General features: G+C 39.3%; 19 protein-coding genes and 2 pseudogenes. 14 read left to right on the top strand and 7 right to left on the bottom strand.

Annotated elements, in window-relative coordinates; translation table 11 throughout:
* Positions 1-53 precede the first annotated feature (53 nt).
* From MKL38_RS10415 to fahA, 4 genes are all read right to left on the bottom strand, one after another.
* A complete protein-coding gene (locus tag MKL38_RS10415; protein WP_270903215.1) occupies positions 54-833 on the bottom strand; it encodes an IclR family transcriptional regulator in 780 nt (259 codons plus the stop codon).
* Positions 834-1,128: 295 nt separating this feature from the next.
* On the bottom strand, positions 1,129-1,677 hold the full coding sequence (locus MKL38_RS10420) for a VOC family protein (protein ID WP_270903216.1): 549 nt from the start codon (positions 1,675-1,677) through the stop codon (positions 1,129-1,131).
* Between the two features lie 17 nt (positions 1,678-1,694).
* Entirely contained in the window at positions 1,695-2,327 is a 633-nt protein-coding gene (gene maiA / locus MKL38_RS10425; RefSeq protein WP_270903217.1) for a maleylacetoacetate isomerase, read from the bottom strand.
* The gene (fahA, locus tag MKL38_RS10430; RefSeq protein WP_270903218.1) at positions 2,314-3,621 is read right to left on the bottom strand and encodes a fumarylacetoacetase; all 1,308 of its coding nucleotides are present in this window, start codon (positions 3,619-3,621) and stop codon (positions 2,314-2,316) included. Before fahA ends, maiA begins: the two co-directional genes overlap by 14 nt.
* A 357-nt stretch (positions 3,622-3,978) precedes the next feature.
* Between fahA and MKL38_RS10435 the strand changes: the two genes are divergently transcribed.
* The 3 genes from MKL38_RS10435 (at position 3,979) to zigA (ending at position 7,619) form a co-directional block, all read left to right on the top strand.
* Complete coding sequence (locus tag MKL38_RS10435) at positions 3,979-5,367, top strand: amino acid permease (RefSeq protein ID WP_004640132.1); 1,389 nt, start codon at positions 3,979-3,981, stop codon at positions 5,365-5,367.
* Between the two features lie 158 nt (positions 5,368-5,525).
* Positions 5,526-6,212: a D-Ala-D-Ala carboxypeptidase ZrlA gene (gene zrlA, locus MKL38_RS10440; RefSeq protein WP_270903219.1), complete on the top strand. Its 687-nt coding sequence runs from the start codon at positions 5,526-5,528 to the stop codon at positions 6,210-6,212.
* A gap of 177 nt (positions 6,213-6,389) precedes the next feature.
* Positions 6,390-7,619, top strand: a complete 1,230-nt coding sequence (gene zigA, locus MKL38_RS10445; protein ID WP_270903220.1) for a zinc metallochaperone GTPase ZigA — start codon at positions 6,390-6,392, stop codon at positions 7,617-7,619.
* Between the two features lie 33 nt (positions 7,620-7,652).
* Here the strand turns inward: zigA and MKL38_RS10450 are convergent, their stop codons facing one another.
* Positions 7,653-8,765 (bottom strand): acyltransferase family protein, encoded by a 1,113-nt coding sequence (locus tag MKL38_RS10450; protein ID WP_270903221.1) that lies wholly within the window; start codon positions 8,763-8,765, stop codon positions 7,653-7,655.
* A 351-nt stretch (positions 8,766-9,116) separates the two neighbouring features.
* On the opposite strand from MKL38_RS10450, the gene hutC reads away from it, so the two are divergent.
* The 9 genes from hutC (at position 9,117) to murI (ending at position 20,657) form a co-directional block, all read left to right on the top strand.
* Positions 9,117-9,869, top strand: coding sequence for a histidine utilization repressor (gene hutC / locus MKL38_RS10455; protein WP_003654221.1), 753 nt, complete (start codon positions 9,117-9,119; stop codon positions 9,867-9,869).
* Entirely contained in the window at positions 9,866-10,441 is a 576-nt protein-coding gene (locus tag MKL38_RS10460; RefSeq protein ID WP_270903222.1) for a HutD/Ves family protein, read from the top strand. Before hutC ends, MKL38_RS10460 begins: the two co-directional genes overlap by 4 nt.
* A gap of 249 nt (positions 10,442-10,690) precedes the next feature.
* Positions 10,691-12,370: a urocanate hydratase gene (hutU, locus tag MKL38_RS10465; RefSeq protein ID WP_004640122.1), complete on the top strand. Its 1,680-nt coding sequence runs from the start codon at positions 10,691-10,693 to the stop codon at positions 12,368-12,370.
* A gap of 87 nt (positions 12,371-12,457) precedes the next feature.
* Positions 12,458-13,996, top strand: a complete 1,539-nt coding sequence (hutH, locus tag MKL38_RS10470; protein ID WP_199989207.1) for a histidine ammonia-lyase — start codon at positions 12,458-12,460, stop codon at positions 13,994-13,996.
* Positions 13,997-14,060: 64 nt separating this feature from the next.
* Positions 14,061-15,473, top strand: a complete 1,413-nt coding sequence (locus MKL38_RS10475; RefSeq protein WP_116762888.1) for an amino acid permease — start codon at positions 14,061-14,063, stop codon at positions 15,471-15,473.
* A gap of 51 nt (positions 15,474-15,524) precedes the next feature.
* Positions 15,525-16,730 carry an imidazolonepropionase gene (gene hutI / locus MKL38_RS10480; protein WP_270903223.1) on the top strand — a complete coding sequence of 402 codons (1,206 nt, stop codon included), beginning with the start codon at positions 15,525-15,527 and terminating at the stop codon, positions 16,728-16,730.
* Between the two features lie 11 nt (positions 16,731-16,741).
* Positions 16,742-17,662 carry a formimidoylglutamase gene (gene hutG / locus MKL38_RS10485; protein ID WP_270903224.1) on the top strand — a complete coding sequence of 307 codons (921 nt, stop codon included), beginning with the start codon at positions 16,742-16,744 and terminating at the stop codon, positions 17,660-17,662.
* A gap of 252 nt (positions 17,663-17,914) precedes the next feature.
* Positions 17,915-19,741: a DUF885 domain-containing protein gene (locus MKL38_RS10490; protein WP_270903225.1), complete on the top strand. Its 1,827-nt coding sequence runs from the start codon at positions 17,915-17,917 to the stop codon at positions 19,739-19,741.
* Between the two features lie 115 nt (positions 19,742-19,856).
* Positions 19,857-20,657, top strand: a complete 801-nt coding sequence (gene murI, locus MKL38_RS10495) for a glutamate racemase (protein WP_270903226.1) — start codon at positions 19,857-19,859, stop codon at positions 20,655-20,657.
* On the opposite strand, the pseudogene MKL38_RS10500 reads toward murI, so the two are convergent.
* Positions 20,644-20,790, bottom strand: a pseudogene (locus MKL38_RS10500) (LysE family translocator); the annotation flags it as partial. The gene murI and the pseudogene MKL38_RS10500 sit on opposite strands and share 14 nt — an antisense overlap.
* A gap of 191 nt (positions 20,791-20,981) precedes the next feature.
* Between MKL38_RS10500 and MKL38_RS10505 the strand changes: the two are divergent.
* Together MKL38_RS10505 and MKL38_RS10510 are read left to right on the top strand one after the other, a co-directional pair.
* Positions 20,982-21,479, top strand: a complete 498-nt coding sequence (locus tag MKL38_RS10505) for a GNAT family N-acetyltransferase (protein ID WP_270903227.1) — start codon at positions 20,982-20,984, stop codon at positions 21,477-21,479.
* A gap of 973 nt (positions 21,480-22,452) precedes the next feature.
* Positions 22,453-22,747, top strand: a pseudogene (locus MKL38_RS10510) (hypothetical protein).
* A gap of 239 nt (positions 22,748-22,986) precedes the next feature.
* On the opposite strand, the gene glmS reads toward MKL38_RS10510, so the two are convergent.
* Complete coding sequence (glmS, locus tag MKL38_RS10515) at positions 22,987-24,825, bottom strand: glutamine--fructose-6-phosphate transaminase (isomerizing) (protein ID WP_270903228.1); 1,839 nt, start codon at positions 24,823-24,825, stop codon at positions 22,987-22,989.
* Positions 24,826-24,827 lie beyond the last annotated feature (2 nt).

The raw sequence follows: 24,827 nt of genomic DNA on the forward strand, positions 1-24,827 counted from the left end.
TCTGATCTAAAAAAACCAAGAGTTTGATTTCTTGGTTTTTTTATGGCTGTTAATTAGCGACTTTTAATATATTGATTGATGAGCTTCACTTCACTTTTTAAGATTTCAATCGTTTTACTGTGAGGGTCGACTGGTAAAAACATTTCGCTATCCAGTGCGACAATACAAAACTCGATGCTCTGATTTGAATTAAATACAGGTAAACCAATAGCATTAATTCCTGTTAGTAAATCACCTTTCGCTGCCGACATTTCTTGCTGGCGAATGGTTTCTTTAAGCTCTGTAAATGCTTGCCAGTTTTGTGGGGCAATGTGCAGACCAAGTTCTTGATGCTTTTGCCATTCTGCTTCCATTAATGGACGAACAAAATGCTCTGGAAGATAAGAAGCAAATAAACGTCCAGCAGCAGAATTGACTAAAGGCATAATTGAGCCGACTTTAGTGACAATCGAAATAGGGTGGTTTGATTCAATCGATTGAACAACTACAGGGCCTTTCGGCGACCATTTACTGATTTGTATGCCGCAACCAATTTTGTTTTGTAGGTCGTAAATTAAATGCTGTACTAGCTGTAGTGTGTCGCTATGCTGAACACAGTTTAGACCTAAGCGCCATGCCTGATCGCCTAAAGCATATTGACCATCATCAAGCTGTTTTGCATATTCCATGCGAATAAGGCTGACCAGATAGCGGTGTACTTTGGCAGGATGCATTTCTAGCTTGCTAGATAGATCTTTGAGAATAATAGGTTGATTGTGCTCTAAAAGGGCATTTAGTACAGATAAACCGACTTCAAGTGATTGAACCCCCCCAGATACTTTTTCTTCAATCATTTAAATACCCTTAATAAAGTTACTTCAGTTGTTAAACAGTGATGTTCAAAACATAAATTGAAATTGGTGCGTTTTACATCATGCCTGAGCCTAGTGAGAAATAGAAATCACCTTTTTCTATTAGCGAAATTGGCATGTTTAATAATCAACAATTTTCTAAAATCACCATGCTCTCATTTATAGCGCGATTTTCTAGAAATTTAGCAGCTTTAAATAATATAAATCGGCATTGATACAGAACAGTTCATTCAAACAATTCTAATCAATGCCGACTTTTTAGATCGATCTTTTAAAATTAGGTTCCTAACTCTTCTTCATGCAAGAAATGTGTGTGGTGAGGAGCGCGTTTAGTTTTGCTCCATTCCTCCAGCATTTCTGCTTTCATTTCTTCAGTAATTTTTGCAATTTTTTCTTCAGCGCGCACATCGTTATAGGTAAGTTCTAAACGGTGGCCATTTGGGTCAAAGAAGTAAATTGAGTGGAAAATACCGTGATTGGTTACACCTAAAACTTTCACACCATTTTCTTCTAAATGTTGCTTCGCAGCCATCAGCGCATTTATATCTTCGACTTCAAAAGCAATATGCTGTACCCATTGAGGCGTATTTTCGTCTCGGCCCATTTCTGGTTGAGTCGGCAATTCAAAAAATGCCAAAACGTTGCCTTGACCTGCATCTAAGAATAAATGCATATATGGGTCAAAAGCTTTAGTTGAAGGTACATGGTCTTCAGCAAAAGCTAAAATGAAGTCCATGTTGAGCATTTTTTTATACCACTCAACGGTCTCTTTCGCATCCTTACAACGATATGCAACGTGATGTATTTTTTTAATGGCAAATGTCATGTTAAAACTCCTTTTTACTATTCCCAATCTGGTTGTTGTTCTGGCGCCGCGTTATAGAAGGCTGGGATAGACAAACAATGGTGATAAATCGATTCAATTTTTGGAAACGCAGATAAATCAATCTTGAAGCGTTTCGCGTTGTAAACCTGTGGAATCAGACAGCAATCGGCAATTGTTGCTTCGTGTCCAAAGCAAAATTGGCCATTCGAATTTTGTAGTTGCTGTTCCAGATTTTGAAAACCTTCAAGAATCCAGTGCTGATACCAATAATTTTTTTGCTCATCTGAAACATTTAACTCATTTTTTAAATATTTCAGAATGCGCAGGTTATTTAATGGGTGCATATCACAGGCAATAGCTTGTGCAAAAGCACGGACTTTGGCACGTTCTTGCACATCTTTTGGGAGTAATTTGGTTTCTGGATATTGTTCATCCAGATATTCCAAAATACTTAACGATTGAGACAAGGTTAAATCGCCGTCAATTAAAGTCGGGACCAGAGCACTAGGGTTTAACTTTAAATAGTCTTCGCTTTGCTGTTCATTTTTTACTAGATGTACCGGAACAGTTTCATAAGCTAAACCTTTAATGTTTAGACCAATCCGTACTCTATAGGCTGCAGAGCTACGAAAGTAACTATACAGCTTCATAGTCAGGCTCCGAAGTTTCTGCAAAATTGAAAGTTAATGCAGGAAGAACTGTATTTTTCACTTCACCAAAGCCGACACGGATTCCATTTTTCTCACAGTGGCCTTTCATGATGAGCGTATCGCCATCTTGTAAGAAACCACGAGTTTCACCGTTGGCAAGTGTTAAAGGCTTGGTGGTGTTCCATGTAAGCTCAAGCAAACTGCCATAAGAATCTGGTGTAGAACCTGAAATCGTTCCTGAACCCATTAAGTCACCAACCTGAACATTACAACCAGCAATGGTATGGTGGGTGAGCTGTTGAGACATAGACCAATACATATATTTGAAATTTGTTTTACAGATCACGTCAGTTTGTGTCGATTTCGGCGTTTGAATTTCAACACTCAAATTAATGTCGTAACTGTTGGCGATATTTTCTTGTAAATAGCCCATTGGCTTCGGGTCTTGTTTCGGACCTTCAACTTTAAATGGTTCAAGTGCTTCAAGCGTCACGACCCAAGGTGAAATCGAACTGGCAAAAGTTTTAGCGTTAAAAGGGCCGAGTGGAACATATTCCCATTGCTGAATATCGCGTGCTGACCAGTCATTGAGTAATACCATTCCAAAAATATGATCCCAAGCATCTTCAATAGCGATAGGCTGACCGAGCTGCGTTGGTTTACCCACAATAAACGCTGTTTCAAGTTCAAAATCGAGTTTACGCGTTGCAGAAAAAACTGGGCGCTCTTCATTTGGAAGTTTAATTTGTCCAGATGGACGTACAACTTGAGTGCCACTGACCACTACAGAGCTAGCACGACCGTTATAACCGACAGGTAATTCGGTCCAGTTTGGCAGTAAAGCATTTTTTGGGTCGCGGAACATACAACCCACATTGGTTGCATGTTCTTTAGAAGAATAGAAATCGGTATAACCAGGTACTTGAATTGGTAAATGCAAAGTAACGCTGTCTTGTTTAACCAATACTTCCTGACGTAATGCTTCATTTTGTTGAAGCGTTAAATTATCAGCCGAGAGAAGAGACTGTAGTGTCTTACGCACTTTTGACCAGTTTGCTTTGCCAGACTCAATAAATTTATTCAGGGTCGGTTGATTAAAGTAGGTGTCTTGTTCTGAAAGTTTTAAAAGACCATGCTTTTCAAGAGCAGCGAGATCAATGACCCAATCACCAATAGCTACACCGACTTGGCGTTCGCTTTCGGCAGTTCTGCTAAAAATACCATAAGGCAAATTATGAATAGTGAAATCTGATTGAGGTGAAACTTCAATAAAAGAATTTAGGTTTTGTTCCATTTTCGCGTCCTTGTCTTTATCTCGGGTCATATACAAATAAAAGTTCGGTCTAGGACTGAGCTACTCGATAAGTTTTTAACCTTTGCTGAGAGCATCTTTTGTCTTATGAGTTTGATATAGACCGAGCACAACCAATTGCTTCATGTCTCTATAATACTGAATTCATCAAATTACGCAATACATAATTTAATTACACATTTCATAATAATTGTCATTTCCTGTATTTTCTGTTTTCATTCGCGGTCATGAGAAAAGTCACGCAATTATTTTTTCATGAATCTCTATGAAAGTTTGATTAATTTATGATATACGTAATTTATTGGAAAAAAATTACGTGACAAGGATGAGAATAATCATATGTCAGCACAAGAGCAAGGAAACCTGAAACACGGTTTGAGTAATCGGCACATCCAACTTATTGCATTGGGTGGGGCGATTGGCACAGGGCTTTTTCTTGGTATATCACAATCGATTAAATTAGCAGGTCCATCAGTCATCCTTGGCTATGCAATTGCAGGATTTATTGCTTTTTTAATGATGCGTCAGCTTGGTGAGATGGTGGTTGAAGAGCCAGTAAGTGGGTCTTTTAGTCATTTTGCCTACAAATACTGGGGACCATTTGCTGGGTTCATGTCTGGATGGAATTACTGGGTACTGAATGTCCTCGTTTGTATGGCAGAACTAAGCGCAATTGGTCTTTATATCCAATATTGGTGGCCGCAAATTCCAACGTGGGCATCTGCTTTAACCTTCTTTGTCTTAATCAACGGCATTAATTTGCTGCATGTTAAGTTTTTTGGTGAAATGGAATTCTGGTTTTCTATTGTCAAAATCTTGGCAATTCTGGCAATGATTGGTTTTGGTTCATATTTACTAGCAACTGGTACAGCTGGTCCGCAAGCCAGTATCAGCAACCTTTGGGCACTCGGTGGCTTTTTCCCATTTGGTGTTGAAGGCTTAGTGATGGCAATGGCGGTCATTATTTTTGCTTTTGGTGGTATCGAACTTTTTGGTATTACTGCGGCTGAAGCACGTGATCCGGACAAAACCTTACCTAAAGCTGTGAATCAAATTATCTATCGTATTTTGATTTTCTATATTGCGACACTTTTGGTTTTATTCTCGCTATTCCCGTGGAATCAGATGGCTGAAGGCGGTAGCCCATTTGTGATGGTCTTTGCTTCTTTAGATAGTCAAGGCATTGCAACATTGCTGAACTTTGTGATTTTGACTGCTGCGGTTTCAGTTTATAACGGTACGAGTTATTGCAGTAGCCGTATGCTATTGGGTCTTGCACAACAAGGTAATGCACCAAAAGCATTTGCACATATTAATAAACGCGGTATTCCAACCAATGCAGTGATTCTTTCTGCTGCGGTGACTATTTTATGTGTGCTGTTAAATTACATTTTCCCTGAAAAAGCATTTGGTTTGCTTATGATGCTAGTGGTTGCAGCCATTGTGATTAACTGGGTTGTAATCTCATGGACACATTTAAAATTCCGTAAATACACGCAAAGCCAAGGTCAAACTACAAAGTTCCCAAGCTTTATGTATCCATTTAGCAACTATCTTTGCATCGTGTTTATGTTGGGCATTTTAGTTGTAATGTCTTTAACACCAGACATGCGTATTGCAGTCATGATGATTCCTGGGTGGATTCTATGTTTAATGGTAGCTTATCAATTTAAACGTCGTAAGCTGAAAGCAGAGCAACCTGTGCCTGCACTTGAAGCTGATTTGTAAGATTGATTCAACCATAAAAGGACGTATCTCATACGTCCTTTTTTTATTTTTAAAATTTAGCAACAGAAAGTAAAAGATTTTATTATTGTTATAATATAACATTTCTTGAATTTAATGATGAGCATCTTTCCCATTATTGGTGAAGATAGAGCATATTTATGAAGCGTTATTTAGGTTTACTTTTATTATCTCTCACAGCGTGTAGTACTCAAACACCCAAGCCAACGATTCCTTTTCAACCGCAGTCCAAGTTGCCTCAACCTTCAAAGATAGTCGGCAAAATAAAGCCACAACCTCAGGATTATATTGCATGGTTAGCAACAGGGGAGCATCGACAATCTGTACAGGCTTACAAGCAATTCCTGCAAAAAAATGGCCTTGCTACTTTAATTCCAGACCATGAATTATTACGCTCTGCTCGAGATTGGCAAAAATGTGGAGTTGAACCCTATGCAGTGCCTCCACGCGAGATTTGGTCCAATATCGTTCCGACACTCAGCATCTTAAAAGCATTGGTTGACGATGGGGTAATAAACGATTTTGAAGTGACATCGGTTTATCGAGCTTTATCTCTAAACCGCTGTGCTGGTGGTGCGGATGCTTCTCGACATGTCTTTAATGCAGCGCTGGATTTTCGAATTGGGCCAGAACAGCCGAGTGACTTAGACCAGTTCAATATTCAACAAAGCAAAACCAAAATTTGTCAGTTCTGGGCAACCAAAGGACAAGCACTCAAGATGGGATTGGGGGTGTATGCCTCGGGACAAATTCATATTGATAGCCAAGGTTTTCGAGCGTGGGGGCCTGATCACCACTATAAAACGTCAATGTGTCAGGGCTTTTAAAAGTAATTTTTTCAAAGACTAATTTTCTGGTGTAAAGGAAGGAGAGATAAAAAACTTGCTTAATAGTTATATTATAACATAACATTAATGTGGTTTAGAGTAGAAACACCTGCCATCTGGCCATCTTTTAATGGTTAGTCATGATTAGTTTTAAATATTATTCAAAGAGAACAAGCCATGCGAACTGCAATCGCCAACTCATTTGCCAAACTTCCTGTCACTGTTTTATCTGGTTTTTTGGGGGCAGGAAAGACCACGTTACTTAACCATATTTTAAATAATCGCGAAGGTCGCCGTATTGCCGTGATTGTGAATGATATGTCTGAGGTGAATATTGATGCGGCTTTAGTACGTGAAGGTGGGGCAGAACTCTCAAGAACAGATGAAAAGCTGGTTGAAATGAGTAATGGCTGTATTTGTTGTACGTTACGAGAAGATTTACTGGTTGAGGTGAGACGTTTAGCCGATGAAGGACGCTTTGACCAATTAGTGATTGAGTCAACAGGCATTTCAGAACCGTTGCCTGTTGCAGAAACCTTTACTTTTGAAGACGAAAATGGAAATTCTTTAAATGAGTTTGCTCGACTCGACACCATGGTTACGGTAGTTGATGCTTTTAACTTCCTTAAAGATTACAGCTCTCTGGACTCACTACAGCAACGCGGAGAGTCACTAGGCGAACAAGATGAACGAACTGTGGTGGATCTTCTTATCGATCAGATCGAGTTTTGTGATGTGATTGTGCTGAATAAAATTGACCTGATTGATCAGGCTCAGCAAGAGCAGCTCACCGCAATTTTAAAAACCTTAAACCCGCGTGCTCGAATTGAAATTGCTCAATTTGGAAAGATTGGTTTAGATAAAATTTTAAATACACAGTTATTCGATTTTGATGAAGCTGCACAAGCACCGGGATGGTTAAAAGAATTGCGTGGTGAGCATACGCCAGAGACTGAAGAGTATGGAATCAGTAGCTTTGTTTACCGTGCGCGTCGACCATTCCATCCAGAGCGTTTTTATGATTTGGTACAGGCTGAATGGCCGGGAGTCGTCCGTTCCAAAGGCTTTTTCTGGTTGGCTGCCCAACCGACATTGGCTTATTCATGGTCACAAGCAGGTGCGATGGCTCGGCACGGCTTAGCGGGTTATTGGTGGGCCGCCGTTGCAGAAGAAGACTGGCCAAGTGACTTAGACAGCATCGAACAAATTAAAAAGGTTTGGGATGCTCAAACAGGCGATGCACGTCAGGAGTTGGTTTTAATTGGTATGCAAATGGATGAGCAAGCCTTAATAGAACGCTTAGACCGTTGTTTATTAAGTGATGAAGAAATGGCTTTAGGGCCACAAGCTTGGCAGAGCTGGTCTAACCCTTTTAAGCAAGATGATGAAACTATGTTGATCGCTTAATTAAATAAGCCCCTATTTTAAAGGGGCTTATTTTTATGATTGGTCTTTAATGAAAATCTTTCGAATGTAGCTGTTAAGTGGGGTGGAATAATATTTTTCAATTACTGCGCTAATGATGAAAGTTAGAACGAGATAGGCAATTAAAAGCATAATTTTGATGCTAGAGTCAGTTTGAGCTGGAATAAAAGCAACTTTCATGAGACCCAGCACAACCAGATGAAACAAATAAGTTTCATAACTTCTTTGCCCCAACCACACCATAACTTTTGTAAACAGACTATGTGCTTGCGTTGCGGAAGGGTGTTGGAAACACAAAATCAGTAAGCCTGTGGCAAAAGCAAATAAGCTAATACCCCAAGTACTAACTTCTTTAATTGGTGCATATAAATATAGAGCGGTCATGCTCAAAATAATCAACCAAGAAAGAGGTTTTTTATAAGTCCAATTGGGTTGATATGTATGAGAAAAAATCGCTGTTAAACAACCACTGGCTATGCCATCAAAACTCGAAAAATAATGATATAAATAAGCTCCGCTTTCTTCTCCAAAATGTAGAGATCTAAAATAAGGTCCGTATAAAATCACCCCAACAAGTACAGCAATAAATACCTTATTACTACGCGTGAGTAGGCACAATAATGGAAACACAAAGTAGAAAACTTCTTCTACAGAGAGTGACCACAACACGCCCAAAGCGTAGTTTACCCAACCGAATTTGATGATCAGGATATTCATCCAGAAAGTTAAAGCTGCAAATATGGTTAAGGGATAGGAAACATCAATGCCATTGGGAGCTTGGTTTACAAAGGGTTTTAAGTCAAATGACCCAAGTAAACTTACGCCTAAAATGAGTAAAACCAGACACGGTAAAATGCGGGCTGCTCGTCGGATATAAAAATGTTTGAGGTTAATTGCGGAGAATTGTTTGTCTCTTTTTAAAGTGTGATGGGTAATTAAAAAACCCGAAATCACAAAAAACATGGTCACGCCATAATTTCCGTTTCTTGCGATTAAGGTACTAAATGCTTCACCTAAAAAATTAAAACCTAACCATGTATCTTTAAGTTTATAGGGAATATTAAAATGGTGTAAAAGAACCAAAAGGATAGAAATTCCTCGAAGAATATCTATTTTATAATTACGCATTCGATGTGCTTCCAGTTTATTAATATACTGTGTGGCAGAAGAATACTATCGATCAGTTATTTTAAATAAAATTTTTAGCATCATTTCGTAAACCTAAAAGGATCATACTTTTTTCATCTTTGAATGGGGCAAAGGCATAGCAGAAATAATTATTAAATAAATATTGATAAAACCTTTATATATTTGAATTTATCTACATAAAACTTTAAATTAGCTCTTGTTGACCTATGTTTATTTTTTAAACTTTTTAAAATCTATTTAATTCATTAATTAACATATTGTATGTGGTTGTATATACATAGCATGTCAACTAAAATATGATTTTGCCTGCTGCCTTTTTGAGTATTTGTTATGCCCAGAACATCAAAACAAGAACATGCTGAGCTTTCGATTGAAGCTGATAGTCCAGTTCCTTTATATCAACGCGTAAAACAGCTGATTTCACAAAAGATTTATGAAGGATCTTGGGCTGTAAATAAAAAAATTCCTTCTGAAAGCGAGTTGGTCAATCAACTTGGTTGTAGTCGCATGACGGTAAACCGTGCGCTACGCGAATTAACTACAGAAGGTCTATTGGTACGTATACAGGGTGTTGGTTCTTTTGTTGCTGAAGGGCAAGGCCGAACTGCGCTTTTTCAAATTAATAATATTGCTGAAGAGATTATCGCCCGTAACCATAAGCACCATGCTGAAGTTTTAATTTTAGAACAAATTTATGCAAATGCAGAGCAAAGTGTATTAATGCAGACTCGTGAAGGGCAAAAGCTGTTTCATTCAATTATTGTGCATTATGAAAATGATGTGCCCGTTCAAGTCGAAGATCGTTTGGTTGATGCAGCACTCATTCCAGATTATTTAGAACAAGACTTTAAAACCATTACTCCAAATGCATACTTAATGGCGAAAGCACCTGTGACAGAAGGCGAGCATATTGTTGAAGCCGTTTTAGCATCTCCGCAAGAGTGTAAGTGGTTAAAAATCACTAAAACTGAACCATGTTTACTCATTCGCCGTCGTACATGGTCCAATAAGCAACTCATTTCTAGTGCCCGTCTGACTTATCCTGGCAGTCGTTATTATCTCGAAGGCAAATTTACGCAATGATTGAAGTACTCAAGGCAGACCAATATACAAAAATGCTTTGGAAAAATGGTGCGGGTTACACTTTGGAAATTGCGCGAAGCCAAGGTGAAATCGAGTTTGATTGGCGAATTTCGATGGCAGATGTGACAACTTCTGGACCATTTTCCTTGTTCACAAATAAGCAGCGAATTATTACTGTACTTGATGGGCAAGGCATCGTATTACATGTCGATGATCTGCCTGCTAGGTCGTTAAAGCTGGGCGATATTTTTGCTTTCCATGGTGAAGGTCAGGTGCATAGTGAACTGGTTGACGGTGCAATTCGAGATCTAAATTTAATTTATGATCCTGCAAAATTTCATGCCCGCTTTCAGAGAGTAGATGGTACAGAAGCACAGACTTTTTTAAGCTCGGCAGACCTAATTTTTATTTTTAATAGTGGTTCTGTCGCTGAAGTAGCGATTGAAGAAAAAGCCTTTTTACTTGCTGCCCACGAGACTCTAAAAATTGAGAAAACCACTGCGATTACCTCAGTTCATTTCCCTCAAAATTGGGCAAAAAATTGTTATGTTATTGAGTTAATTCAACGTTAAAACTAAATAAGTTATTTTTTTAAAGCACATATCTAGTGAAAAGATATGTGCTTTTTTTATGCAAAATATAAAAATAAATTATTTTAATTCATTGGCTTATTAAGTTTTTTAAAAAAATATGAGCAAGCCTCTTCACGTTTTAAAATATTTGTGTAGTATATGGATGTATATACAAGTTAATACATTACTATACAAATGCAGAAACAAGAGATGTTCTGCTGATGTAAGCTCAAAGGAAGGAGTCCGCCTGTGACAACAACAACGACAACAAAATTTCGTGATGTAGAAATTCGTGCGCCACGCGGCACTGAATTGACGGCTAAAAGTTGGTTAACTGAAGCGCCATTACGTATGTTGATGAATAACCTTGATCCGGACGTTGCAGAAAACCCGAAAGAGTTGGTTGTATACGGTGGTATTGGCCGTGCAGCACGAAACTGGGAATGTTTCGACAAAATTGTAGATACTTTAAAAAATCTTGAAACTGATGAAACTTTATTAGTTCAATCAGGCAAACCAGTAGGTGTGTTTAAAACTCATAAAGATGCACCACGTGTTTTAATTGCAAACTCAAACCTTGTACCGCACTGGGCAAACTGGGAACACTTTAACGAGTTAGATGCAAAAGCTTTAGCAATGTACGGTCAAATGACAGCAGGTTCATGGATCTATATTGGTAGCCAAGGCATTGTGCAGGGTACTTACGAAACTTTCGTTGAAGCAGGCCGCCAACACTACAATGGTGATTTAAATGGTCGTTGGGTGCTTACTGCTGGTTTAGGCGGTATGGGTGGTGCTCAGCCTTTAGCTGCAACACTTGCAGGGGCTTGTTCTTTAAACATCGAATGCCAACAAGCAAGTATCGATTTCCGTTTACGTACGCGTTATGTAGACGAACAAGCAACTGATTTAGATGATGCTTTAGCACGTATTGATCGTTACACGAAAGAAGGCAAGGTCATTTCAATTGCACTTCATGGTAACGCTGCAGAGATTTTACCTGAGCTTGTGCGCCGTGGTGTACGTCCAGACATGGTGACAGACCAAACAAGTGCACACGATCCACTCAATGGTTACTTACCAGTAGGTTGGACTTGGGATGAATACCGTGAACGTGCAAAAACAGAACCAGAAGCTGTTGTAAAAGCTGCAAAACAGTCGATGGCGAAACATGTTCAAGCAATGCTCGATTTCCAAAAAATGGGTGTTCCAACATTTGACTATGGTAATAACATCCGTCAAATGGCGAAAGAAGAAGGCGTAGAAAACGCTTTTGATTTCCCTGGCTTCGTACCTGCATATATCCGTCCATTGTTCTGCCGTGGTATTGGTCCATTCCGTTGGGCAGCACTTTCTGGTGACCCAGAAGACATTTATAAAACAGATGCCAAAGTTAAAGAGTTAATTCCTGATGATGAACATTTACATCACTGGTTAGACATGGCACGTGAACGCATTAGCTTTCAAGGTTTACCAGCGCGTATTTGCTGGGTGGGTTTAGGCTTACGTGCAAAACTTGGTTTGGCATTTAACGAAATGGTTCGTAGTGGTGAATTATCTGCACCAGTTGTGATTGGACGTGACCACTTAGACTCAGGCTCAGTTGCGAGTCCAAACCGTGAAACTGAAGCAATGCAAGACGGATCAGACGCAGTATCAGACTGGCCTTTATTAAATGCATTGTTAAATACAGCAGGCGGGGCAACTTGGGTATCTCTACACCATGGTGGTGGTGTAGGTATGGGCTTCTCTCAACACTCAGGCGTTGTGATTGTGTGTGATGGTACAGATGACGCTGCTGCACGTATTGCTCGCGTACTGACCAATGACCCTGCAACAGGTGTTATGCGTCATGCCGATGCAGGTTATGAAATTGCGATTAACTGTGCGAAAGAGCAAGGCTTAAACTTGCCAATGATCACTCAATAAAAACACATGGAAAAACTAGCGGTGCTTTTTGCAATTGTGAAAAGCACCGTCTCAGCAGAATATAGTGCCAAAAATTAGGAAGCCAACATGGAATTATTGATCCAACCGGGAAAATTAACCTTAGCTGATTTACGTCAAGCTTACCTCAACCCGATTAAAGTTAAATTAGATGAAAGTGCTTCAGCTGCAATTAACGCAAGCGTGGCTTGTGTAGAACAGATTGTAAATGAAGGGCGTACAGCTTACGGCATTAACACAGGTTTTGGTTTACTTGCTTCAACCAAGATTGCTCCTGAAGATTTAGAACAATTACAGCGTTCATTGGTTCTTTCACATGCAGCAGGTGTAGGTGAGCCACTTGATGATGCAATGGTTCGTTTAATTATTCTATTGAAAGCAAATAGCTTGGCACGTGGTTTCTCAGGTATTCGCCGTAAAGTCATTGATGCGTTGTTGGCTTTAATTAATGCAGAAGTTTATCCGCATATTCCTCTTAAAGGCTCAGTAGGTGCTTCGGGTGACTTGGCACCACTTGCACATATGTCATTGATTTTGTTGGGTGAAAGTAAGGCGCGTTATAAAGGTGAATGGATACCAGCAGTTGAAGCTTTAAAAATTGCAGGCTTAGAGCCAATTTCTTTAGCAGCTAAAGAAGGCTTGGCACTTCTAAACGGTACACAAGTTTCGACCGCTTATGCTTTACGTGGTTTGTTTGAAGCTGAAGATTTATTTGCTGCTGCAACTGTATGCGGTGGTTTAAGTGTTGAAGCAATGCTGGGTTCACGTTCACCGTTTGATGCACGTATTCATGAAGTACGTGGTCAACGTGGTCAAATTGATGTGGCTGCGGCTTATCGTGACCTTTTAACAGAATCAAGTGAAATTGCACATTCACACGAAGACTGTAGCAAAGTTCAAGATCCGTATTCATTGCGTTGTCAGCCACAGGTGATGGGTGCATGTCTAACTCAAATCCGTCAGGCTGCTGAAGTTTTAGCAATTGAAGCAAACGCAGTGTCTGATAACCCTCTTGTTTTTGCAGCAGAAGGTGATGTGATTTCAGGCGGTAACTTCCATGCAGAACCTGTAGCAATGGCAGCAGATAATCTGGCATTGGCAATTGCAGAAATTGGTTCACTTTCAGAACGTCGTATTTCGATGATGATGGACCGCCACATGTCACAGCTTCCACCGTTCTTGGTTGCAAATGGCGGTGTTAACTCAGGTTTCATGATTGCTCAAGTTACAGCAGCAGCGCTTGCGAGTGATAACAAAGCGCTTGCACATCCGGCGAGTGTTGATAGTTTACCGACTTCAGCGAATCAGGAAGACCATGTTTCGATGGCACCTAACGCGGGTAAACGACTTTGGCCAATGGCCGATAACGTTCGCGGCATTCTAGCTGTTGAATGGTTAGGCGCTTGTCAGGGTTTAGATTTCCGTGAAGGCCTAAAAAGCTCGCCTAAACTTGAACAAGCCCGTAAAATCTTGCGCGCTCAAGTGCCGTACTACAGCGAAGACCGTTTCTTTGCTCCTGATATTGAACAGGCAAGTGAATTACTTTCGAGTGGTTGTCTAAACGAGTTAATTATTCCAAACCTACTCCCTAGTCTATCTGAAGTGTGATTAATAAAACGGTCACATGGAGTGGCCGAATCTAACTAAATATCCTCAAGGATTGGAGATTATAATGTCACAAAACTCCACACTACAGCGGGGATTGAACACCCGTCACATTCGTTTCTTGGCATTGGGCTCAGCAATTGGAACTGGGCTTTTCTATGGTTCGGCAACTGCCATTAAAATGGCTGGGCCTTCAGTATTACTAGCGTATATCGTTGCAGGGATTGCAATTTATATTGTTATGCGCGCACTGGGTGAAATGGCTGTCCATAATCCAGTATCCGGTTCATTTAGTCACTACGCATCACAGTACATTAGTCCACTAGCTGGTTTTACCACAGGTTGGACTTATGTGTTTGAAATGGTGATTGTTGCACTTGCCGATGTCACTGCTTTTGGTATTTATATGGGATTCTGGTATCCCGATGTGCCACGGTGGATCTGGATTTTATCGTTAATTATGTTTTTAGGCGCTATTAACTTAATTCACGTTAAAGTCTTTGGCGAGCTCGAATTCTGGTTATCCATTATCAAAGTTACTGCCATTGTTGCCATGATTCTAGGTGGTTTAGGGCTTATGTTCTATGGCTTCCAGGCTGATCATAGCAATTTCGTACCGGGCATTTCAAACCTATGGATTTATGACGGTTTTATGCCGCATGGTATTGCAGGTTTGGTGGCATGTTTATCTGTAGTGGTATTTGCCTTTGGTGGTATTGAGATTATTGGCATTACAGCGGGTGAGTCTCAAGATCCGAAAACGACTTTGCCAAAAGCAATTAATGCTGTTCCGGTTCGTATTTTACTTTTTTATGTACTCACGATTTTTGTTTTGATGTCGATTTTCCCATGGAACCAAATTGGTAGCCAAGGTAGTCCATTTGTCCAGATTTTTGAAAATTTAGGCATTAAATCAGCAGCAAATATTTTAAATATTGTCGTGATTACAGCAGCTGTTTCAGCAATTAACAGTGATGTATTCGGCGCAGGCCGTATGCTTTATGGCATGGCAAACCGTGGTCAAGCACCTCGAGTTTTCCAAAAATTATCACGTAATGGTGTGCCATGGATGACTGTTGTGGTGATGGCTGGTGTGCTATTGACGGGTGTGGTACTGAACTACCTTATTCCTGAAAATGTATTCATGATCATTGCGTCAATTGCGACTTTTGCAACCGTCTGGGTTTGGCTCATGATTTTGCTTTCGCAAGTGGCAATGCGCCGTAAATTATCTATGGCTGAAATTAAAGCACTTGATTTCCCTGTATGGGGTTGGCCATATGCACCTGCGTTCGCAATTGGTTTTATGGTGTTCATTTTAGTCATGATGGGTTATTTCCCTGATTCGCGTCCTGCAATTTATGTAGGTATAACATGGCTTGTACTCTTAACTATTGCTTATCGCATATGGGTAAAACCAGACCAGAACTTGGGCAAGAAAAGTAATCCTATCCATCAAAATGTTGAGATAGAAAGCTAACAAATGAACTGCCCAATGGTTTAACTATTGGGCAGTTTTGAGGAAAGGCTAATGAAAAAACTCTGGCAAAATTGCCATATTGCGACCATGCAAAATGGGCAATATTCCTACATTGAAGATGCTGCAATTGTTACAGAAGGGCATCTCATTCAGTGGATTGGAAAACAACAACAACTTCCTACCGACACATATTCAGAAACAGTTGATTTAAAAGGCGCTTGGGTCACCCCAGGGTTTATTGACTGTCATACGCATAGTGTATTTGGTGGCAACCGTAGTGTTGAGTTTGAAAAACGCTTGCAAGGTGTGAGCTATGCTGAAATTGCAGCAAGCGGTGGCGGTATTGCCAGTACAGTGCGTGCAACGCGTGAAGCAAGCGAAGAACAACTATTAAATTCGGCACTTAAGCGCATTCGCTGTATGCAACAAGACGGTGTAACCACCATCGAGATTAAGTCTGGTTACGGACTCAATTACGAAAATGAGCGCAAAATGCTGCGTGTCATTCGTCAAATTGGTGAAGCTTTACCGATGACGGTAAAAAGTACCTGTTTAGCCGCGCATGCTTTACCGCCAGAGTACAAAGATCAAAGCGATGCTTATATCGAGCATATCTGTACAGACATGTTGCCTAAACTGCATGCTGAAGGTTTAGTCGATGCAGTTGATGCATTCTGTGAGCATTTAGCATTTTCACCTGCTCAGGTTGAACGTGTTTTTAAAACAGCACAGTCTTTAAATTTACCCGTTAAGCTTCATGCCGAGCAGCTCTCATCACTAGGTGGTTCAAGTTTGGCAGCACGTTATCATGCTTTGTCGGCTGACCATTTAGAGTACATGACCGAAGATGATGTTAAAGCCATGGCAGAGTCGGGTACGGTTGCTGTGTTATTGCCGGGTGCTTTTTATTTGCTGCGTGAAACACAATATCCACCAGTTGAAAGTCTAATTAAACATGGTGTGCGTATTGCGCTATCGAGTGATTTAAACCCGGGCACATCTCCAGCACTTTCTTTACGTTTAATGCTCAACATGGGAAGTACGTTATTCCGTTTAACGCCTGAGCAAGCATTAGCTGGTGTCACCATTCATGCTGCACAAGCACTCGGTTTAGAGCAAACGCACGGCAGTTTAGAGCAGGGTAAAGTCGCTGACTTTGTGGCTTGGGATATTGAGCATCCATCTGAAATTGTTTACTGGCTTGGTGGAGATTTACCTAAGCGAGTAATTCAGCATGGACAAGAAGTTATTTTTTAAACGGTATCACCATGAATCACACATTTAAATGGCAAGGCCGCCATGATGGCGAAGGTGAAGCACACCAACGTATTCACCATATTATCAACAAGACCCAACACGCAGACTTTGCGCTGATTGGTTTTAGCTCTGATGAAGGCGTGAAACGTAACAAAGGTCGAGTCGGTGCTGCTGATGCGCCAGATGCAATCCGTAATCAGCTTGCCAATTTACCTATCCATCGTCCAGTCAGTATTGTCGATTTGGGTACAGTGACCTGCGAATATGACAATTTAGAGCAAGCACAAAGTGAGTTAGCTGAACAAGTCGCAAATAGCCTACAAAATGGTTTAAAACCGATTGTACTAGGTGGTGGACATGAGGTTGCATTTGGCAGTTTTAGCGGTCTGTTCCAATATATACAAGCCCACGCGCCAGATAAAAAAATAGGCATTATTAATTTCGATGCCCATTTTGATTTGCGTGAAGCAGAGCATGCCACTTCTGGAACACCTTTTTTACAAGCAGCGCGACTTTCAGAACAACATCAAAAACAATTTAATTATTTATGTATTGGGGTCGCTAACCATGCCAATACTAAAGTTTTGTTTGATACAGCCGATGCGTTGAATTGTTCATATTTACGCGACCATGAAGTTAATATTTTTAACCTGAATAACGTGCTTGCTGCGGTTGATGCTTTTATTGAAAAAGTAGACTGTTTGTACGTTACGATTGATTTAGATGTCTTCGCGGCTGCGGTTGCACCCGGAGTAAGCGCACCAGCTGTAAAAGGAATTGATTTAGCCACTTTTGAAGCAATTTTTAAGCATATTCAAGAGACTGGAAAAATCAAACTTTTAGATATTGCTGAGTGCAATCCAAAATTTGATTTAGACAATAGAACAGCAAAACTGGCTGCCTATATTGTTTATCAATATTTGTTTTCTTGAGAAAAAATTTTTAATGTAGAAATTCAAAAGTGCACTGAGATCGCTCATGTGCACTTTTTTAAGTGTCTGAACCATTAAAGTCAGCTACAGAATATAGATAGCAACTATAAATAATTTAATTAAAAAGAAAATTAATTTATAAAATCATTGAGTTAAAAAAATACTCGATTTTTACACCATTTTATATGCTGCTTGGCACGTAATTTGTTTTGTCTTTATTTTAACCTTTGTTAAATATTTCTGGATAATTAAATGAAAAACAGAACCTTACATTTTGCTTGTATCAGTGTTTTATTTTGGATGACTCATTCTTCTGATGCTGCAACCCCCGAAACTAGTACAAATACCATCGAAAAATCACAATCTAAACCAAATAGTAATGTCTCTGTTCGGGTGAAAGCTTTAAACCAGCTTTTACAAGAACAGTGGGAATATACTTTGAAAAATAGTCCTGAAACTGCAACCGTTTTAGGAGATTTACGCTACAACAATCGATGGACTGAGCTTTCAAAAAATCAGATCGAGAAAGATAAAAAAAGTACTCAAAATTTTTTAAAACGTTTTGAAGCAATTGATAGCACAGGGTTTTCAGCAACTGATCAATTAAATAAAGATCTAATGATTTATCAGTTGAAAGAAACACTTAAAAATTATGATTTGAAATTGTATGAGATGCCTTTCAATCAAATGTGGGGGTTACATTTACAATTTCCGGGATTTATTAGTTCGATTCCCTTTGATAATGCGAAGCAATATCAAGACTATATTGCTCGTTTAAAACAAATTCCTCTTATTCTTGATCAAGGTACTCAGTTAGCAAAACAAGGACAAAAAGATGGCTTGATGCCACCCAAATATTTAATTGAAAAGGTAGCAAAGCAGATTAATAGCATTGCAGCTCCCGCAGGGAAGGACAGTGTTTTTGCCTCTCCATTAAAGCAATTTCCAAAAAATATTTCGAAAGCAGAACAAGAACGTTTAAGCCGTGAAATGCTACAGGCCATAGATCAGCATGTTCGGCCTGCCTATCAAAAACTTGGCACGTTTATTCAGAAAGATTACTTACCTTATGGACGACAACACGAGGGTATATGGAGCTTGCCAAAAGGTGACGAGCTCTATCGCTTTTATGTAGAAAATAATACGACAACCTTGGAAAGCCCTGAAACTATTCATCAGCTCGGATTAAAAGAAGTTGCTCGTATTGAAGCGGAAATGCTTAAAATTGCCAAAGCACAAGGTTTCAATGACTTAAAAAGTTTCCAACAATCCTTAAAAACAAATCCAGCCGTTTTCCCAAAATCTCGTGAAGAAATTTTAGAGATTTATCGGGGGTATATTGCCCAAATGCAACCAGAGTTGCCAAAGCTCTTTGGTTTATTACCCAAAAATAAAGTCGAAGTTTTACCTGTAGAGCAATATCGAGAAAAAGAAGCGGCAGGTGCGGAGTATCACCAAGGAACACCTGATGGTTCACGACCTGGGCAAGTGTATGTGAATACAGGGGACTTCTCTGAACGTTCCAAAATATCAATGGAAGCGACCGCTTACCATGAGGCAATTCCTGGGCACCATATGCAGATTGATATTGCCCAAAACCTGCCAAATTTACCGATGTTCCGAAAGCAACCCAACCACACCGCCTATATTGAAGGATGGGCACTTTATGCAGAGCAGTTGGGTAAAGATGTTGGTTTCTATAAAGACCCGCTTTCAGACTATGGAAGACTATCGAGTGAGTTGTTCCGTGCTTGTCGTCTAGTGGTTGACACAGGGGTGCATTATAAAAAGTGGACCCGTCAGCAAATGATTGATTTTATGCGAGAACATTCTGCTTTAGATGAACCAGATATTCAGGCAGAGACAGATCGATATATTGCTATTCCTGCACAAGCATTAGCTTACAAGATGGGCCAACTAAAAATTTTAGAGCTACGAGAGCTAGCCAAACAGGAGCTTGGAGACCGTTTTGATATAAAAGCGTTCCATGACATGATCTTAAATGCAGGAACACTGCCTTTAAATATATTGGATGCCCGTATTAAAAATTGGATTAAGGAACAAAAAGCGGCAGCTTAAAATAAAATTCGGAATTTAGGTCAGGTCCTCGTTGGGCCTGATTTAAAAACAGATAGAAAACATAATATAATAATGAAAAATATAGTTTCTTTTAGAATTTAAAATTGGAAAAATAATGAACCAGAAGAATAACCCGATTGGAATGATTGATTCTGGTTTAGGTGGGCTGTCTCTATTTAAGTACATTCGGCAGGCCCTTCCGAATGAAGACATTATCTATTTTGCAGACTCAAAATATGTTCCTTATGGCGACAAAGAAAGCGACTGGATTGTTTCACGAACCACGCATTTAATTTCAAACCTAGTTGCTCAGGGTAAATGCAAAGCGATCGTGATTGCTTGTAACACCATGACGGCTGTAGCGATTGAAACAATCAGAGCGCAAATTAATGTGCCACTTATTGCAATAGAACCAGCCGTAAAACCTGCTGTGGCAATGACCATGAGCAAGCATATTGCTGTCTTGGCAACTGCAACCACGGTTAAGGGCAAAAACTTAAAAAGTTTAATTGAAACGTATGCGCAAGATATTAAAGTGTCTTTAGTACCTTGTATTGGTTTAGCCGAGAAAATTGAAACGGGTAAAGCACATACAGCGGAAGTTAAAGATTATTTAAAAAATATTTTGGCGCCGTTGGTCGAACAAAAAGTCGATACGATTATTTTAGGATGCACACACTATCCATTTGTCTCGGATACGATTCAGGAAATTGTAGGTCGTGATATTCAAATTATTGAGCCTTCGGAAGCTGTAACAGCGCAATTAATTCGGCAGCTCAATCAATATAAGTTAAGTTCTGAAAGTCCAAATGAGGGAAATCATATTATTTGGACCAGTTCAGACCCGTTGGAAGTTGCAGACGTGACTTTTTCTTTGTTAGGTACGCATTTACCTGTAGAAACTACTGGTTTTTAAAGCCAAGAAAAACGCCTAGCCCCATAAAAATGAGTCCACCCATCACGGACATAGATTTTTGGGGTTTCTCCGATTTAGTTAATTTTTAGCTAATATAATTAGCTAAAAACACACAAACAACATCAGCAGAAACAAGCGGTTTAGATGTAGTAATTGTTAGTTTCTAAATCTTGATGTGAGTTGAAGATTAGTTTTGAATGGGGTTTGCTTTATGGTCATTCTGATAGTTAAATATGAAGAAAAAATTCATTTCAATTCACTATCTATTCATGCATTAGTCTGTTCCTTAATTAAATTTAAACACATAAAAGTTTGAGATATGACATGTGTCAAAACTTAGGTGAAGTTGTAGTCCGTCATACTACAGAGAATGACTGGGAAATTTTGAAAATGATTCGCCTAGAGTCACTGCTCGATAGTCCTCATGCTTTTTCAGTGACATATGCGGATGCTTTGAAATATAGTGAGGCAGAGTGGTGTGCTCGTGCTTCTGGCCGTTCTCAATATCAATATATTCTAGCGATGCAAAGAACTCGAGCGATTGGTATTGTTGGTGGTGTAGCAGATGCAGCACTTGAATTTAATGTCATCGCTATGTGGGTCAATCCAGAGTTTCGTGGCAGTGATATTGCCAATATGCTTATTTCTGCGATCAAGGAGTTTGCCAGTTCCCAAGGGCATAATAGAGTTGTGTTAAGTGTATCTTCACATAATTTGCGAGCAGTAAATTTTTATTCTCGACATGGTTTTATAAGAGCTGATTGCGAGTCTTTGTCGTTGAATGTTGGCGATAGAAATCCAAAAATGGAATGTTTACTTTAAGTGATACCGTATGAGAGTACACAGAACTCTCATACGGTATCTGTGAACTTATTCTACAGTAACAGACTTTGCCAAGTTACGTGGCTGGTCAACATCTGTACCACGCAATACAGCAACGTGATAAGACAATAACTGAACTGGTATGCTATAAACGATTGGTGCAAGCCATTCATTGACCGATGGAACAAATACGACGTGCTGACGGTCTTTTTCTTTATTAGGAAAACATTTACCCGTAACAGCTATAGAAAAGTAAACTCTAGAAAAGATGATAAGAGGTGTATGCTTATCATCTTATGTATTTATATAAACTATTAAATTAGAATTAACGATCAATCTATTTTATTAACTAAATATATATAACTCAATTTTATATTTTAAATTTAATTAAAAGCCATAAGTATAATAAAGAGGATAATATTATTTAAATATTAATAAAATTATTATATTTAAAATTTTTTATTAAAATAAATTGACGTAATTAAAATCACCGATTATTATCTCGTTGCTGGCCTACATTGCCAGACGGTTTTGACAGACCGTACTTAGCAAATGGGTTATACTTCCTTAGTATTCCCATGTGGAACCTTTGTGCCCCCTTTTTCTCTATGGTAGGGCGGAAGGGGGACGCGTTCGCGCGTGCTGGTCGCTAAGTCTAGTCTGTCAACCCTCTTTCGTTCTACCACCATAAATTAATTCGCGGTGATCTGGTGGTAGGACTCCATTTTTAAGGAGTTGGCTATGCCACTATTCAAACTCATTTTCTCTCTTATTTAATTATTTTATTTATTTAAAATTTAGGTTTTTTGCGACCTGATTTTTTAAATTTATAAATTATTTTTATTTTAAAATTTTAATTATTTTATTTTTCTGTATTTATGGGAGGGTTAATTATTATTTAAAAAAATATTTTAATATTTGGATGAATCATATTTTTATTTTATTTAAAGATATAAATAATCATGAGAATAATATGAAACTTCATAAATTTATATTAGTTTTAAACCTTGTGATCGGTGCTTACAGTATTACAAATGATGACGCCAATGCTCAGCAGGAATTTAAAAGAATTTGCTTGTCAGGTGAACACATGCAGGCCAGTTGCAATTGTATTTGCCAACAGCTTGCACAGATGTATTCACCTCAAACCGTACAACGTTTAAAACACACCAGTTTGCAAAGTCCTGTTCTCCCACAGGACTTTGCCCCTAACTTGTTCAGCAGCATTCAACGCTGCGACAAAACTGAAATGGGTTAAGTTCGCTTAGCTCCTTTATCTCTGTGTCGCAATGATCTCTCAAACTTTAAATCAGCGCAAAAGTAAAAAGTCCGTTGTGACACAGGGTCCTAGGGGACTTCTCTATTATTAAACTCGATTTTCTTTCACGGGAAAGGGGCTGTGTGGCCGTATGAATGCAATAAAAAAGCCCGATATGCACTTACACATATCGGGCTTAATCAATCAGTTATTAAAGCAGGGGATGCCTTAATAATGATCTTTTTTAAATTACTCTACAGTTACTGACTTCGCCAAGTTACGTGGCTGGTCAACATCTGTACCACGTAATACAGCAACGTGATAAGACAACAACTGAACTGGTACGCTATAAACGATTGGAGCTAGCCATTCGTTTACTGCTGGAATATGCACAACGTGTTGACGGTCTTTTTCATTGATTCCGCTATTTTCATCAGCGAAAACAAATAACTCACCACCACGTGCTTGAACTTCTTCCATATTTGATTTTAGCTTATCAAGCATTTCATCATTTGGAGCAAGAATCACGATTGGCATTTCATTATCAACGAGTGCTAATGGACCGTGTTTTAACTCACCAGCTGCATAGCCTTCTGCATGAATATATGAAATTTCTTTGAGCTTTAATGCGCCTTCCAATGCGATTGGATAATTCGTACCACGACCTAAGAATAAGCAGTGATTTTTTTCTACGAATAATTCAGACAAACGCAAAATTTCTGGATCATGTTTAAGCGTATCAAGAATAACTTTCGGGCTGTGCCATAGCTCACGCGTAATTTCTTCAAGAATAGCAGGGCTAATACGTTGTTTCACTTGACCAATTTTCAAGATTAACAACATAAGCGCAGCGAGCTGAGTCGTGAACGCTTTAGTTGAAGCAACACCAATCTCAGGACCAGCAAGAGTCAATAAGTGATGATCAGTTTCACGAACCATTGAAGACGTAGCAACGTTACAGATAGTCAAAGTCTGAATATCGATATTGTTTGCTTTCGCACGCTTTTGAGTTTCACGTAGTGCAGCTAAAGTATCGGCTGTTTCACCTGACTGTGAAATACAAATATAAAGTGTATTTTCAACAATTACAGGGGTGCGATAGCGGAATTCACTCGCGATTTCAACTTGGCAAGGCACGCCAATCAGTTGTTCAAACCAATATTTCGCAATCATTCCTGAGTGGTAACTTGTACCACAAGCAATGATTTGTACGCTTTGAATTTTATTGAAATCTGCTTCAGAATTTTTCAAGAAATCATCACGTAAGCTATTGCCATCAAGCGCTTGAGAAATTGTTTGCTTGATTGCTTCTGGTTGCTCATAAATTTCTTTGAGCATGTAGTGCTTGTATTCACCTTTTGATGCACTGCTTACGGTTGCATCAAGCTCTCTTACTGGACGCTCAACGCGCTCGCCATTTGCGAATACTTCAATTGAAGTGCGAGTAAGACGTGCAATATCGCCTTCTTCTAGGTACATAAAGCGGTTAGTCACCGGTAAAAGTGCAAGTTGGTCTGAACTAATAAAGTTTTCACCAATACCTACACCAATGACTAAAGGTGAACCTTCACGTACAGTAATGAGTTCATCTGGGTAATCGCTGTGAATAATACCTAGCGCGTAAGCACCTTTAAGCTGTGGTACAACAGTTTCAACAGCATCTAAAAGGCTATCTGTGCTTTTTAGAGCTTCAGCAACTAAGTGTGCAACAACTTCAGTATCTGTTTGAGAAGTAAAAACATAACCTAAAGCTTGAAGGTCGTCTTTTAATTCTTGGTAGTTTTCAATGATACCGTTATGTACAACAGCGACCTTACCAGACATATGCGGGTGAGCATTGTTTTCAGTTGGTTTACCGTGTGTTGCCCAACGAGTATGCGCAATGCCGATAGCCCCTGTAAGTTGGTGTTCAGCAACTGCATCTGCAAGATTGATGACTTTACCTACACGGCGCTCACGTAAAATTTGTTGATTATTTAGTAAAGCAACACCCGCAGAATCATAACCACGGTATTCAAGACGTTTTAAACCTTCAATTAAAATCTCGGTTACACAACGCTCTGCAACGCCTCCGACGATACCACACATAC

Origin of the sequence: Acinetobacter sp. AOR14_HL, assembly GCF_027855175.1 — a bacterium.
Lineage (GTDB): Bacteria > Pseudomonadota > Gammaproteobacteria > Pseudomonadales > Moraxellaceae > Acinetobacter > Acinetobacter calcoaceticus.

Coding starts and splice junctions, on each gene's coding strand:
- zigA (WP_270903220.1), top strand. CDS start 6,390: ATGCGAACTGCAATCGCCAACTCATTTGCCAAACTTCCTGTCACTGTT.
- hutC (WP_003654221.1), top strand. CDS start 9,117: ATGCCCAGAACATCAAAACAAGAACATGCTGAGCTTTCGATTGAAGCT.
- MKL38_RS10435 (WP_004640132.1), top strand. CDS start 3,979: ATGTCAGCACAAGAGCAAGGAAACCTGAAACACGGTTTGAGTAATCGG.
- hutG (WP_270903224.1), top strand. CDS start 16,742: ATGAATCACACATTTAAATGGCAAGGCCGCCATGATGGCGAAGGTGAA.
- glmS (WP_270903228.1), bottom strand. CDS start 24,825: ATGTGTGGTATCGTCGGAGGCGTTGCAGAGCGTTGTGTAACCGAGATT.
- hutH (WP_199989207.1), top strand. CDS start 12,458: ATGGAATTATTGATCCAACCGGGAAAATTAACCTTAGCTGATTTACGT.
- MKL38_RS10420 (WP_270903216.1), bottom strand. CDS start 1,677: ATGACATTTGCCATTAAAAAAATACATCACGTTGCATATCGTTGTAAG.
- fahA (WP_270903218.1), bottom strand. CDS start 3,621: ATGGAACAAAACCTAAATTCTTTTATTGAAGTTTCACCTCAATCAGAT.
- MKL38_RS10415 (WP_270903215.1), bottom strand. CDS start 833: ATGATTGAAGAAAAAGTATCTGGGGGGGTTCAATCACTTGAAGTCGGT.
- hutI (WP_270903223.1), top strand. CDS start 15,525: ATGAAAAAACTCTGGCAAAATTGCCATATTGCGACCATGCAAAATGGG.
- MKL38_RS10450 (WP_270903221.1), bottom strand. CDS start 8,765: ATGCGTAATTATAAAATAGATATTCTTCGAGGAATTTCTATCCTTTTG.
- maiA (WP_270903217.1), bottom strand. CDS start 2,327: ATGAAGCTGTATAGTTACTTTCGTAGCTCTGCAGCCTATAGAGTACGG.
- MKL38_RS10460 (WP_270903222.1), top strand. CDS start 9,866: ATGATTGAAGTACTCAAGGCAGACCAATATACAAAAATGCTTTGGAAA.
- MKL38_RS10475 (WP_116762888.1), top strand. CDS start 14,061: ATGTCACAAAACTCCACACTACAGCGGGGATTGAACACCCGTCACATT.
- murI (WP_270903226.1), top strand. CDS start 19,857: ATGAACCAGAAGAATAACCCGATTGGAATGATTGATTCTGGTTTAGGT.
- MKL38_RS10490 (WP_270903225.1), top strand. CDS start 17,915: ATGAAAAACAGAACCTTACATTTTGCTTGTATCAGTGTTTTATTTTGG.
- MKL38_RS10505 (WP_270903227.1), top strand. CDS start 20,982: ATGTGTCAAAACTTAGGTGAAGTTGTAGTCCGTCATACTACAGAGAAT.
- zrlA (WP_270903219.1), top strand. CDS start 5,526: ATGAAGCGTTATTTAGGTTTACTTTTATTATCTCTCACAGCGTGTAGT.